This is a genomic window from Pseudomonas sp. TH06 (assembly GCF_016651305.1).
Classification (GTDB): domain Bacteria; phylum Pseudomonadota; class Gammaproteobacteria; order Pseudomonadales; family Pseudomonadaceae; genus Aquipseudomonas.
Map to the genome: position 1 here is coordinate 3,578,389 of NZ_JAEKEC010000001.1, position 12,003 is coordinate 3,590,391.

10 protein-coding genes are annotated in these 12,003 nt (G+C 59.0%); 6 read left to right on the top strand and 4 right to left on the bottom strand.

Features of this window, described 5'->3' with window-relative positions:
- Positions 1–7 precede the first annotated feature (7 nt).
- Positions 8–1,498: an aldehyde dehydrogenase family protein gene (locus tag JFT86_RS16160; RefSeq protein WP_201237435.1), complete on the bottom strand. Its 1,491-nt coding sequence runs from the start codon at positions 1,496–1,498 to the stop codon at positions 8–10.
- Between the two features lie 458 nt (positions 1,499–1,956).
- Positions 1,957–3,864, bottom strand: coding sequence for an amidohydrolase family protein (locus JFT86_RS16165; RefSeq protein ID WP_201237436.1), 1,908 nt, complete (start codon positions 3,862–3,864; stop codon positions 1,957–1,959).
- Positions 3,865–4,231: 367 nt separating this feature from the next.
- On the opposite strand from JFT86_RS16165, the gene peaA reads away from it, so the two are divergent.
- The 4 genes from peaA to peaD all read left to right on the top strand — a co-directional run bounded on the left by peaA (position 4,232) and on the right by peaD (position 8,809).
- Entirely contained in the window at positions 4,232–5,812 is a 1,581-nt protein-coding gene (gene peaA, locus JFT86_RS16170) for a quinohemoprotein amine dehydrogenase subunit alpha (RefSeq protein WP_201237437.1), read from the top strand.
- Positions 5,813–5,894: 82 nt separating this feature from the next.
- Positions 5,895–7,325: a quinohemoprotein amine dehydrogenase maturation protein gene (gene peaB, locus JFT86_RS16175; RefSeq protein ID WP_201237438.1), complete on the top strand. Its 1,431-nt coding sequence runs from the start codon at positions 5,895–5,897 to the stop codon at positions 7,323–7,325.
- A 1-nt stretch (position 7,326) separates the two neighbouring features.
- A complete protein-coding gene (qhpC, locus tag JFT86_RS16180) occupies positions 7,327–7,650 on the top strand; it encodes a quinohemoprotein amine dehydrogenase subunit gamma (protein WP_064117830.1) in 324 nt (107 codons plus the stop codon).
- A 40-nt stretch (positions 7,651–7,690) separates the two neighbouring features.
- On the top strand, positions 7,691–8,809 hold the full coding sequence (peaD, locus tag JFT86_RS16185) for a quinohemoprotein amine dehydrogenase subunit beta (protein WP_201237439.1): 1,119 nt from the start codon (positions 7,691–7,693) through the stop codon (positions 8,807–8,809).
- Between the two features lie 111 nt (positions 8,810–8,920).
- Here the strand turns inward: peaD and JFT86_RS16190 are convergent, their stop codons facing one another.
- Both JFT86_RS16190 and JFT86_RS16195 read right to left on the bottom strand, forming a co-directional pair.
- Positions 8,921–9,325 carry a lysozyme inhibitor LprI family protein gene (locus JFT86_RS16190; protein WP_201237440.1) on the bottom strand — a complete coding sequence of 135 codons (405 nt, stop codon included), beginning with the start codon at positions 9,323–9,325 and terminating at the stop codon, positions 8,921–8,923.
- Positions 9,326–9,381: 56 nt separating this feature from the next.
- A complete protein-coding gene (locus JFT86_RS16195; protein WP_201237441.1) occupies positions 9,382–10,302 on the bottom strand; it encodes an ADP-ribosylglycohydrolase family protein in 921 nt (306 codons plus the stop codon).
- Positions 10,303–10,499: 197 nt separating this feature from the next.
- On the opposite strand from JFT86_RS16195, the gene JFT86_RS16200 reads away from it, so the two are divergent.
- Together JFT86_RS16200 and JFT86_RS16205 are read left to right on the top strand one after the other, a co-directional pair.
- Complete coding sequence (locus JFT86_RS16200; RefSeq protein ID WP_201237442.1) at positions 10,500–10,988, top strand: SRPBCC family protein; 489 nt, start codon at positions 10,500–10,502, stop codon at positions 10,986–10,988.
- A 7-nt stretch (positions 10,989–10,995) separates the two neighbouring features.
- The gene (locus tag JFT86_RS16205; protein ID WP_201238611.1) at positions 10,996–11,796 is read left to right on the top strand and encodes an aminoglycoside phosphotransferase family protein; all 801 of its coding nucleotides are present in this window, start codon (positions 10,996–10,998) and stop codon (positions 11,794–11,796) included.
- Positions 11,797–12,003: the final 207 nt, after the last annotated feature.

Here is a 12,003-nt window from a genome sequence, read left to right on the forward strand (position 1 = left end):
GGCGCAATTACAGTTTGATCAACACCGACTTCAACTCCGTGTAATGCTCAATTGCGGCATAGCCCATCTCCCGCCCAACCCCCGACATCTTGTACCCGCCAAACGGCAGCGCCGGGTCCAGCGCGCTGTGGCAATTGACCCACACCGACCCCGACTTGATCCGTGGAATCATCCGGTGCACCGCCGCCAGATCGTTCGACCAGATGCTCGCGCCCAGTCCATAAGGGCTGTCATTGGCCATGCGCAGCGCGTCCGCCTCGTCATCGAACGGGATCGCCACCAGCACCGGGCCGAAGATTTCTTCCTGCACCAGCGGGTGCTTCTGATCGACGTCGACAATCACCGTCGGTTTTACGAAGAACCCCGGCCCGAATTGTTCGCCGCCACAGGCAATGGTCGCGCCGCTTTCACGACCCATTTCGATGTAGTTGTAGACCCGCTCCTGCTGGCGCGCGGAAATCAGCGGGCCCATGTCCACGCTGGGATCGAGACCGTTGCCCAGCTTCATGGCGTTGGCGATATCACTGATGTCCGCCACCACATTGTCGAAATGCTTGCGCTGCACATACAGCCTGGAACCCGCGCAGCAGACCTGGCCCTGATTGAAGAAAATCGCACTGGCCGCGCCCGTCGCCGCAGTGTTCAGGTCGGCGTCGGCCATGACGATGGTCGGTGATTTACCGCCCAGCTCGAGGGTGACGCGGGTCATCGAATCCATGGCGATCTTGCCGATCTGCTTGCCCACCGCCGTGGAGCCGGTGAAGGTCAGTTTGTCCACCAGCGGATTATGCGTCAGTGCCGAGCCTGCGGTAATACCGGTGCCGGTCACCACGTTGAACACGCCTTCGGGGTAGCCGGCCTCCAGCACCAGCTCCGCGAGTTTCAGTGCGGTCAGCGGGGTTTCATCGGCGGGTTTGAGGACGACTGTGCAACCGGTGGCCAGCGCCGGGCCGAGTTTCCAGCAGGCCAACAGCAACGGGAAGTTCCAGGCGACAATGGCGCCGACCACGCCCACGGCTTCGCGGCGGATGAAACTGTGAAACTCATCGCCCGGCATCAACGGCAGTGACACCTCGACGCTGGAGCCTTCGATCTTGGTCGCCCAGCCAGCCATGTAACGCAAGAAATCGATCGCCAGTTGCACGTCCATCACCTGCGCCACCGCCGCACTTTTGCCGTTGTTCAGGCACTCCAGCTGCGCCAGTTGCTCAGCGTCGCGTTGCATCAGCTCGGCGAGTTTCCACAACAGATTTTGCCGCTCACGCGGACGCGTACGGCTCCAGGCGGAATCGTCGAATGCCTGCCGTGCGGCGAGTACGGCACGGTCGACGTCATCCGGCGTGGCGCGGGGTACCACGCACAACACTTCACCGGTGGCGGGGTTGTGCAACGGCATGGTCTGGCCGTCGGCGGCCTCGACCCAAGCGCCGCCGATCAACATGCGCGGCGGGCGCTGGATGAATGCCGAGGTGGCAGGAAGCAGATAGGGCAGGGGCATGGTGTAGACCTCTTGTTGTTCGTTGTCGTTGAACAGGTCTTGGCAATGGCTGTGCCAGATACTCGAGCGTCCTGCGCAGGCCCGCCGTGTAAGGGGATGGCGGAATAAGAGGGCGCTTGGTGGAGTTCGGATTGTCGCAATTCGCGACAGCGGCTGAGACTCAAGATACTGATTTTCAGCGGTTTGAGGCGCTGACTGAAAGCAGCATCGGGCCTTCAATCAATGAGGTACGCAGAGAACTTTCCCAGCAGAGCTATACCGCGACGGTGGAGAGAACCGTGGAACTTGCAGCGGGCGTACCTATGGGCTTGACGGCAAGTCCGGATACGGTCGGTGGGATTTCGAGATCCGTGATATTGAAACGGGACAGCGGGTTGATGCGCCCATTCCTGCGGCTGCGATTCAATGATTGAACTCAAGCCTGCGGTTTCTTCGCCGCAGGCTTGAGCGTATATCGGTCAGCCTTCCGTGCTGGAATACACCTTGTAACCACCTTTCCAGGTTTCGCAGACTTCAATGCCGCGAATGCCGGTGGCCGGGAAAGTTTCGTCGAGTGGGTCCTGAGCCAGAATCACGAAATCGGCGAAGTTTCCGTCCTGCAACGAACCGGTGAATCCATCGGCATGGCACTGCCAGGCAGCGTCATAGGTGATGGCTTTCAGTGCTTCCTGACGTGTCAGACATTGCCCTTCGTTGAGCACCGGTTGCTGGCGCGGGTCGTCGATGAAGTTGCCGAGGGTGTCGCGTATACCTTCCATTTTGCGCGTGACGGCTTGTTCCATCGACCGCAGCGGGCCAAGCGGGGTGACGGTGCAGTCGCTGTGCAGCGAGATACGCAGGCGATAGTCCAGGGCCAATTTGCACAAGTCGAGCATGTCGCTGGCCTTGTCTTCGAAAATTGCTTTATCGAAAACATAACCCCAGTAACCGACATGGCCAATCAGGAAGCTCGGCGAGATGCCCAGGTGTTGCAGGCGTTTGACGGTCTCCTCAGTCAGCAGTGAGCAGTGTTCGATGCGATGGCGTTTTTCCAGGCCGCTGCGGTTATCCAATGCGTTCTTATAAGCCTCCAGAGTGAAATCAATTGCCCGATCGCCGTTGGCATGGATCATTAATGGCCAACCGGTCGCCATGGCGTCGACCAGAAGTTCTTTATAGGCATCCGGCATTGTCTCGGGTTGCGGAACATCCTTGTCACACACGTTGAAGTTGCCCAACTCTGGCGTGGTCTCGCAGCAATAAGGCTTGTTCTGGTAGCCGGTCAGCCCTTGATTCGAGCCGTCGGAGATCAGTTTCACCCCGCCCTGGTAGAAATATCGGGCGGCCTCCTTGGTGACTGCGGTGTAAGAAGGCATGCCTTTTTTATACGTCGCCGCATAGCCAATCCGTACATTGCGCGGATGTGTCAGGCCATAAGCCTCCAGCACGAGCTTGGAAATCGGATCGACCATGGCGTCGTACAACAGGGTTACACCGCGTTTTGAGGCTTGGTGAAAGTAGTTTTGCATCGGCCCGAAGAGGTTCAGCGAATGCAGAATCTGTTTGATCCGGATCGACAGGATGGCCGGAACAATGCCTTTTTCTTCTTGCAGGACGCCTTGGGTTTTATCCATGAAGACCTGGAACGTCGGGTATTTCGTCAGAAACTCTGGATTGGCTGCACTCTCGTTCCTGTAGACGATGGTGCAAGCCGCCGTGTTCAGATAAGCCGTGTGCATGGAGGCGCTCATCATCAACAGTGGGCGATCCTTGACCAGGCTGTCGAGGTTGCCGATCTCGCTGGAATCGCCTGCGCAACGGAACGTCGTCAGGTGGTTTTTCCCCTCCGCACTGAGCGTGAACGGCATCAGCGCCGGATCGACCATGTGTCCCAGCACCCAACTCTCGGGATCGGTGTGCTTGCAGTCGCCGATGATCCTCTGCAAATAGGCCCAGTCATACGATTGGCGCAACCGCTGCGTTTCTTTGTCGATCGGACCCAGATCCAGCCAGCTGTCCATGAGGCAGGACTGCACGATGTGAATGTGCGGCTCAATCAACCCCGGCAACAGGGTCTTGCCCGCCAGTGAGCGAGTTTTGTACTGGATACCCTGGGTGTCCATGCAGGCCTGTACATCGGCGAGGGTACCCGAAGCGATGACGTCGCCACGGTGGATGCCCAAGGCTTCGACCTGTTCATGCATGTTGCCGTTTTTCAGGGGGTAGATTCTGCCGTCGGTGAAGATCAGCGATTCGCCGTCAGGCTCCGTGAGGGTGTTGGCTTTGCCTGTGAGGGTTGTGAGGTCGAGCTTGTGTTTGAGTGCATTCCAGACCGGGTTTTCGCATCCGCAATGCGTGCAGTTATGACCATTTCCATTTGATCCCATGATGCTTTCCTCAGGTTTTCGGTGGTTTGAGGCTTGAGGCACATGTGTGCGAAAGCAAGCGTAGCAGGCACTTTGATATCGGACGGTCAGTCGTCGGCAACACTCGTTTCAGCACGCATCCATGCTTGTCTCACACTGCAACAGCTGTCGCGAAATTGGACGCCGGCAAACAATGCAAACCGTAGTTCGGCACCGTGATCATTACGTAACTGATTGATTGATAAGCCTGTCGCCAAGCTGGCACGCTCCGTGTATTGCTCATCGCAGACGTTTCTCTTGCCTCCGTTCGCGGCCCGCCGCCGACGGCAGAAACCATAAAAACGATAAGCCACAACAATAAGAAAGCACCGTGCGAGGTTCGACGTTGATGAAGAGAAGACTCCGATCAGGCATGAGCGCCAGCCTGCTGGCCGTGGCCGCTTGCGTGGCCCTGCATTCGCCGCACAGCCTGGCTGCCCGCGATGCCCAGACCATCCTCAAAGAAACCTGTCAGGGCTGCCACACCCCCGAGGCCGATAACGCCCTGAGCCGCATCAGCCACCAGCGCAAGACACCGGAAGGCTGGTTGATGAGCATCGCCCGCATGCAAACCATGCACGGTTTGCAGATCAGTGATGACGACCGCCGCACCCTGGTCAAGTATCTGGCCGACACCCAAGGCCTGGCGCCGAGCGAAACCGGTGGTGTGCGTTACGCGCTGGAGCGGCGGTTGAACACTGTCGAGCAGTTCGATGAAAAAACCTCGCAGATGTGCGGGCGCTGCCACTCCGGTGCGCGGGTTGCGCTGCAACGACGTCCGGCGCAGGAGTGGGAGCGGCTGGTGAATTTCCACCTCGGCCAATGGCCGTCGCTGGAGTATCAGGCGTTGGCGCGGGATCGTGACTGGTTCGATATCGCCCGCAAGGACATGGTGCCACTGCTCGCCAAGCGTTATCCACTGGACAACCCGGCGTGGCAGCAGTGGCTGAAAAGCGCACCGAAAGCGCAAGCGCTGGTCGGCGACTGGAGCTTCAGCGGCCACTTGCCGGGCAAGGGCGAACTGGCCGGGATCATGAGCGTGACCGCCGATGGCAACGACACCTTCAAGGTCAGCGTCAAAGGCCAATACGCCGATGGCAGCCCATTCGATGGCGACGGCAGTGCAATCCTCTACAGCGGCTACGAATGGCGCGGCAACGTGACGGTCGATGGCGTGACCATGCGCCAGGTGTTTGCTGCGCAAGGCACGGCGATGCAGGGCCGGATGTTCGACGCCGAGCACGACGAGCGCGGTCTTGATTTTGTCGCAGCCAAACAAGGCTCGCAGCGTTTGCTGGCGGTGCAGCCGGGTTATCTGAAGGCCGGCAGCGAAACCGAAGTGACCCTGATCGGCAGCGGCCTCAGCGGCAAACCGGACTTCGGCAAAGGCGTGGAAGTTGTCGAAGTAGTCGAGCAGAACGCCGAGCGCATCAAGGTCAAAGTCAAAGCGGCGGCCAATGCCCAGCCGGGTCTGCGCGCCGTCAGCGTGGGCGCGCTGAAAGGCCCGAGCCTGTCGGTGTATAGCAGGATTGCTTCGGTCAAAGTGGTGCCCGAGTTCTCGGTGGCGCGGATCGGCGAGGGCGGTGGCTCGACGCCGAAAGTCCAGGGCCGTTTCGACGCCGAAGCCTGGGGCAAGGGCGCCGATGGCAAGCCCTATCGCATCGGCGTGTTCCCGGCGCAGTGGAAGATCGAAGCCTTCGACGAGCGCGCCAAAGAGGATGAAGACGTCAAATTCGCCGGCACCATGCAGGCCGACGCGGGCGTGTTCACGCCGGGTGATGCCGGGCCGAATCCGGCGCGCAAGATGTCCACCAACAATGCCGGCAATCTCAAGGTGATCGCCGCCATCGACGACGCAGGGCGAGCCCTTACCGGCGAAGGCCATCTGATCGTCACCGTGCAACGCTGGAACAATCCACCCATTCCTTGAGTTGTCTTGAACTGCATCGCTTCAGACACTTTTCGGAATGACCGCAAGTCCCGCCAGGCGGGGCCTGCACAGGAGGTTTGCAATGGGCGCTATCTTGAATCTGGTCGAACGTAACCTGCACGAAGTGCACGTCGATGCCGACCGCATGCTGTTTCATATCCCGAGCAGCTCGCTGTTCGCCAGCGATGAGTTGACCGGCACCATCATCGATACGTTGCGCGGCCATGGCTGCTCCTCGGAAGACCTGATCGAACGCCTCGCAGCACGCTTCAACGGCGAGGAAATCAACGAGACCCTGCGCGAGCTGATCTCGCTGGAACTGGTCAGCGACGGCTCGCCGCTGACCCCGGACATCGCGGTCAAACGCGTCGAACGCACGGCGATCAACACCGTGGTGCTCAACGTCAATACCGGCTGCAACCTGAGCTGTACTTATTGCTACAAGGAAGACCTCGACAAGCCGTCCGCCGGCAAGAAGATGGACGTCGAAACCGCGATTGCGTCAGTGGAAATGCTCCTGCGTGAATCGCCGGACGAAGAGCGTTTCACCGTGGTGTTTTTCGGCGGTGAGCCGCTGAGTAACCGCAAGCTGATCGAGTACATGGTCGACTATTGCGAGAAGCGTTTTGCCGAGGCCGGCAAGTTCGTCGAGTTCGTGATGACCACCAACGCGACGCTGCTGACTGAAGACACCGTCGACTACCTGAATGCCCACCGCTTCGGGCTGTCGGTGAGCATCGACGGGCCGAAAACCGTGCACGACCGCAATCGCATCACCGTGGGCGGGCTGGGCACGTATGACGTGGTGCGGCGCAAGGCCGAGATGCTGCTGTCGCGCTACAACAGCCGTCCGGTCGGTGCGCGGGTGACTCTGACCACGGGCGTCACCGACGTCGAAACCATCTGGGATCACCTGTTCAATGAGTTGGGTTTTGCCGAGGTCGGTTTTGCCCCGGTGACCTCGGGTGATATCAGCAGCTTCAACCTCAGCAGCGAGGAACTGATCGAAGTTTTTGCCAGCATGAAGCGCCTCGGTCGACGTTACCTGGAAGCGGCGCTGGAGCACCGCAACATCGGTTTTTCCAACCTGCACCAGTTGATCACCGACATCCACGAAGGCCACAAAAAAGCCCTGCCGTGTGGCGCCGGGTTGAAGATGCTGGCGGTCGATCACAAGGGCGAACTCAACCTCTGCCATCGCTTCACCGGATCAAAGCTGCCGACTTTTGGCAATGTGCACAGCGGCGTGAAACAGGTCGAACTGAACGATTTTCTGTCCCAGCGTCTGGATCGCACCCACACCGGTTGTGAGGATTGTCAGATCCGCAATCTGTGTTCCGGCGGCTGCTACCACGAGAGTTACGCGCGCTACGGCGACCCGACCCACCCGACGTATCACTACTGCGAACTGATGCGTGACTGGGTCGACTTCGGCATCGAGGTCTACAGCCGGATCATGGCCAATAACCCTGCGTTTATCAGCAGCTACATCACTCCGCGCAAGGCTCACTGATATGAAACATCTCAAGGCAATCAATAACAAAGCGTTGAAGCTCGATCAGGCTGCGGAGGAAAACCGCATCGAAGAAGTGGTGGCGATGAGTTCGGTGGCGGGCTGCGCTTCGACCACTGACCCGGGTTGGGAAATCGATGCTTTCGGCGGGGTGTCGTCGCTGTGCCAGCCGATGGAGGCTGACCTTTATGGCTGCTCCGACCCGTGCTGGTGGCCGGCGCAGGTGCCGGACATGATGAGCACCTACCCGGACTGGAACAAGGATGCCCAGGCGTCCAACGACAACTGGCGCAACCTTGGCACGGTCTTCCCGAAAGACAAATGATGCCTTTAAGAAAACGGCGTACAAGAAAAAGGATTCCAGCATGCACAGCATCAAAGCCTGCGGCCTGGCCGCGTTTGCGGTTCTGAGCGCCTGTTCGCTCTCGGTTCTGGCCGATGAAAACACCGCGCTGCAAGACGGTCATGAATACATGGTGACCACCAATTACCCGAACAACCTGCACGTCCTCGATCTGGCCACCGACAGCCTGTACAAGACCTGCAAGATGCCCGACGCCTTCGGCCCCGGCACCGTGCAATTGTCGCCGGATCGCAAGACCGCGTATGTGCTGAACAATCATTACGCCGACGTTTACGGTGTCGAAATCGATAGCTGCAAACAGGTGTTCCACGCCAGCATCACCCAGCAACCGGGGGAAAAGGCGCGGTCGATGTTTGCCTTTACCGTCAGCCACGACGGCAAAGAGTTGTACACCATTGCCAACCCGACTCAGATGCTCAACGACCGTTACGAGGTCAAACAGCCGCGCCTTGACGTTTACGCCACCGACGCCGGAATGAACGCCAAACCCGTGCGCAGTTTTCCGGCGCCACGGCAATTGACGATCATGCAGAGCGGCGATGACGGCACGCTCTACGTTGCTGGCGCCGATGTCTACAAGGTCGATGTGAAGAGTGGCAAGTTCGACGTGCTGATCCCCAGCCGCCACTGGAAACGGGCGAACTACAGCGCGCCAGACGTGCTCTACGTGTGGAACCAGCAGACTTACCGCCATGATTTTTCACTGCTCTACACCGCAGCGAAATTCAAGGACAAGAAACAGGATCCGGCGACCGCCGAGTATCTGTACGGTCTGTTCAGCATCGACCTGAAAACCGGCAAGACTGAAACCACCGACTTCGGCCCGCTGACCGAAATCTACTTCAGCGGCATGCGTTCGCCGAAGGATCCGAACCTGATGTTCGGTGTGCTCAATCGTTTGGCCAAGTACGATATCAAGCAGAAGAAGCTGATTCAGGCGGCGACCCTGGAGCATTCTTACTACTGCATTTCCTTCAACAAGGACGGCAGCAAGATCTATCTTGCGGGGACGTTCAATGATGTGGCGATCTTCGATGCCGAAACGATGAAGCAGACGGGGAGCATCAAGTTGCCTGGAGGGGATATGGCGATTACTACGGCGCAGATTTTTGTCCGGTAATGAGTGGTGCCTGTTCTGGTGCCTTTCGCGAGCAGGCTCGCTCCCACATTGGATCGCATTTCAAATGTAGGAGTGAGCCTGCTCGCGAAGAGGCCCTCAAATCACTGAAAGTCAGGCCCCGGGCACCGGGCAACCCATGTCACCTTCCTCACACTTCAAATACTGTTTCAGCGTCTCAACCCGCACCTTGGTCACCCCTGTCAGGCAGCTGCTGTAGATCAACGGATAAACACTCCCGCCCGAAACCCCCGATGACGAAAACGTGCACTCGGCGTCACGAAACCCGATCCACGCCCGCTGCGCATCAACCAGCAGTTTTGTGCCCTCGGCATTGCCCTGCAAGCGCTGTTTGATTTGCTTGTACACCGCGTTCAACTCGTTGTCGGCCGCCTTGTAATCCTGCCCGGCGCACTGGTTCATCGTCGCCTGATCGTTGGCGTTGGCGCAGTCGAGAGCGGCGTGGGCGAACGGGGTAAACAGAAGTGGCGTGAGGGCCAGAAGCAGGCGCGGGGACATGGAAAATCTCGCTGTGTCGAATGATAGTGCAGAGCAGTGTAGCGATTAAGCAGCCGCTATTGCGGCGCTGCTGATCGGGAGGCTTCGAGTAAGCGGTCTGCGGTTGCCGTTATTTCCTCGGCCTCATGCAACTGCTCCAGCCAGTTTTCAGGAATGTCACGCACGCCGTAGTAAGCGCCGGCCAATTGCCCAACGATCGCGGCGGTGGTGTCGGCGTCATCACCCAGATTCGCCGCTTGCAGGATGGCTGCGGCAAAGCTGTCGGTGTGATGAAAGCACCACAACGCTGCTTCCAGCGATTGCACGCTGTAGCCGCTGCCACGAATTTCATCGATTGATTTTGCGATGTAATCACCACGGGCAATCGCCGCAACTTTCGCTTGCGTGAGCGTCGTCACTGATGAGTGGCGCAGTTCTGTCTTCGAGGCGCCCAGCAGGGCTTTGCCAATCAGATCGGCGAACAGTTGGCAGCATTCGATGGCTTCAGGGGCGGCGTGGGTGGTTCGTGAGCTGTCAGCGGAGAATCGCTGGATCTTTTGCGCGTCAGGAAAGTAAAACAGAACCACCGGCACCAATCGCATGAGTGAGCCGTTGCCAGCGGAGTACGGGTCGATCGAGCCGGCAAATGGCTCACCGGTTTGCTGGTATTGCGACAGCGCCTGACTGACGGTCATGCCGATGTCGAAGCATTCGCCGGTGGAGCTCAGATAACCCCATTTCCACCAGTTGAGGTAGCGCCCCATCTGGTCGGCGGCATCGAAGCCGTTCTTGTTCAGCAGGCTTTCCGCCAGACACAACGCCATTGACGTGTCGTCCGTCCATTGCCCGGGCTTCAAGTGGAATGGACCACCTCCGACCATGTCGGTCAACGGCTGGAATGAACCGCGCGACTTGAATTCGACCGTGGTGCCGACCGCGTCGCCGCAAGCGAGGCCGAGCAGGGCGCCGCGATAACGTTCGGGGAGTGATAGCTGCATGATTCGTCCTTGTGCGGTTCGATTTCGCGGGAAAAGGTAACAGTTTCATCGGCCGGTCTGCGCTCGAGTTCGCGCAATTTCTCAAGGAAAGATGCCGCCGGATGTTTCCTCGTGGATGACCCGTTGCACCGCTTTGATACAACTTCAGGTTGGACATGTGGTCATACAGGCCTAGTGTTCAGAACAGGAGGTGACGTATGAAACCAGTACCCAATAGTTTCGAACGCAAAATCACGCTCAAGGCACCGCGCTCACATGTCTGGCGTGCATTGGTCGATGCCGAGGCATTTGGTCAGTGGTTTGGTGTGGCGCTGGAGGGCAGGCGTTTTATTGCCGGTGAATGGACGCAAGGGCAGGTCACGTATCCGGGTTATGAACATGTGTTGTGGAATGTGCTGATCGAGCGGGTCGAGCCGCAGCAGCTGTTCTCGTTCCGGTGGCATCCGTATGCGGTCAACCCGAAGATCGACTATTCCCAGGAGCCGACCACGCTGGTCAGGTTCGAACTGCAAGACTTTGAGAGTGGCACGCTGCTCAAGGTGTCTGAATCAGGCTTCGCGCACATTCCCGATATCCGCCAGAAAGAGGCGTATTACATGGACAGCCGTGGCTGGGAAGAGCAGTTGAGCCGGCTCGAACAGTTTCTTGTAGAGAGCGCCAAGGCTCGCGAGCGTGACGGTGGCTGACAGCCCACTGTTCGAACCCTGGCTCAAGCGTTGGTCACTGGTGCCGGACGGCGCAGCGATCATCACGCCCGGCAGCCGGCTGTTGCCGGTGCGCCTGGGTGACACCCCGGCGATGCTGAAACTGGCTGACGACGCCGAAGAAAAGTACGGCAACCTGCTGATGACCTGGTGGGACGGCGAGGGCGCCGCTCGCGTACTGGCGCACCATGAGGATGGCTTGCTGATGGAGCGGGCCATGGGTCGGCGTTCGCTGATGCACATGGCGCTCAATGGCCAGGATGATGAAGCCAGCCGCATTTTGTGCACCGCGCTGGCACGGCTGCATGCCCCGCGAACCACGCCGCCCCCGCCGCTGGTGGAGTTGGGGCCGTGGTTTGCTTCACTGCGAATCGCTGCCGCAGAACATGGTGGGCCTTATGTCTTGAGCCTGCATACCGCCGAAGCCTTGCTCGCCGATCCGCAGGACGTCGTGGTGTTGCACGGTGACATGCACCACGACAATGTCCTCGATTTCGGCTCGCGCGGCTGGCTGGCGATTGATCCGAAGCGAGTGAAGGGCGAGCGCGGTTTTGACTACGCCAACCTGATCTGCAATCCGGACCTGCCGACTGTCGGCGACCCCGAGCGATTTCACCGGCAGGTCGAGGTGATCGTTGCGGCCGCGGGCCTGGATCGTCGTCGCCTTCTGCAATGGGTGCTGGCGTTTGCCGGATTGTCCGCCGCATGGTTTCTGGAGGATGACCTGCAGGAACAGGCCTCAGGGCAGTTGAAAGTCGCGAAAATCGCGGCGTCCATGCTCAACGCCTGACACGGCTAAGGGTTTTCGGAAGGGCGTCTATGGCGAATGTCTTACACGCGATGGTAGCTTTGTCGACTATTGCCGATTGGATCCAGCACGTAATCTACACCCATCAACTGAAGCACAGGGAGTGTTTCAGGATCACGGATGATCGACCATTGCAAGGATCGCTGCCGACAGGGAGTCGATAATGGTCTTGGGAAAAACCCGCTTCGG

Coding starts and splice junctions, on each gene's coding strand:
- JFT86_RS16165 (WP_201237436.1), bottom strand. CDS start 3,864: ATGGGATCAAATGGAAATGGTCATAACTGCACGCATTGCGGATGCGAA.
- JFT86_RS16195 (WP_201237441.1), bottom strand. CDS start 10,302: ATGCAGCTATCACTCCCCGAACGTTATCGCGGCGCCCTGCTCGGCCTC.
- qhpC (WP_064117830.1), top strand. CDS start 7,327: ATGAAACATCTCAAGGCAATCAATAACAAAGCGTTGAAGCTCGATCAG.
- JFT86_RS16160 (WP_201237435.1), bottom strand. CDS start 1,498: ATGCCCCTGCCCTATCTGCTTCCTGCCACCTCGGCATTCATCCAGCGC.
- peaB (WP_201237438.1), top strand. CDS start 5,895: ATGGGCGCTATCTTGAATCTGGTCGAACGTAACCTGCACGAAGTGCAC.
- peaD (WP_201237439.1), top strand. CDS start 7,691: ATGCACAGCATCAAAGCCTGCGGCCTGGCCGCGTTTGCGGTTCTGAGC.
- JFT86_RS16200 (WP_201237442.1), top strand. CDS start 10,500: ATGAAACCAGTACCCAATAGTTTCGAACGCAAAATCACGCTCAAGGCA.
- JFT86_RS16190 (WP_201237440.1), bottom strand. CDS start 9,325: ATGTCCCCGCGCCTGCTTCTGGCCCTCACGCCACTTCTGTTTACCCCG.
- peaA (WP_201237437.1), top strand. CDS start 4,232: ATGAAGAGAAGACTCCGATCAGGCATGAGCGCCAGCCTGCTGGCCGTG.